Origin of the sequence: Bradyrhizobium sp. CCBAU 11430 (genome assembly GCF_028128855.1) — a bacterium.
Lineage (GTDB): Bacteria > Pseudomonadota > Alphaproteobacteria > Rhizobiales > Xanthobacteraceae > Bradyrhizobium > Bradyrhizobium ottawaense.
On the sequence record NZ_LBJV01000010.1, the window covers coordinates 1 to 424 of the forward strand.

General features: G+C 67.0%; 1 protein-coding gene. It reads right to left on the minus strand.

Going from position 1 to position 424, the window contains the following annotated elements:
- Positions 1-424: DUF1522 domain-containing protein (locus tag XI04_RS08080; RefSeq protein ID WP_271610739.1), on the minus strand; the 424-nt coding region annotated here is incomplete at both ends.

The window sequence follows — 424 nt, forward strand, 5'->3', positions numbered from 1 at the left end:
CTGGCCGGTGGCGGTCGCAAGCGTCGCGGTGCCGTTGGCATTGACCGTCGCGGTCTGCACGCCGGTGGCAAGGTCGATCGCCTTCAAGACGTCGTTGATCGTGCCGCCCTGCAGATAGACCGTCGAGTTGCCGGCGCCGTCAGTGAGAACGTTGCCGTTCGCACCATACCCGCTCGGAACGCTCGGAGCACCGGTCGAACCCGGGATCGGCGCGTTCTTGAAGGTGATGACGTGACCGTCGACGTTCAGCGTCGAGCCGTCCGTGATCGTCGCACCGAGCGAGCCCGAGCTCGTGGTCCGGTTGACGCTCACGGTGGCGTTGCCGCCGCCCACAGACGAGGTCAGGCCGAGAGACTTGAGCAGGTCAGCCTTGCCGGTGACGCTCAGATCCGCACCCGTCGAGCTCTTCAGCGTGACGGCGCCC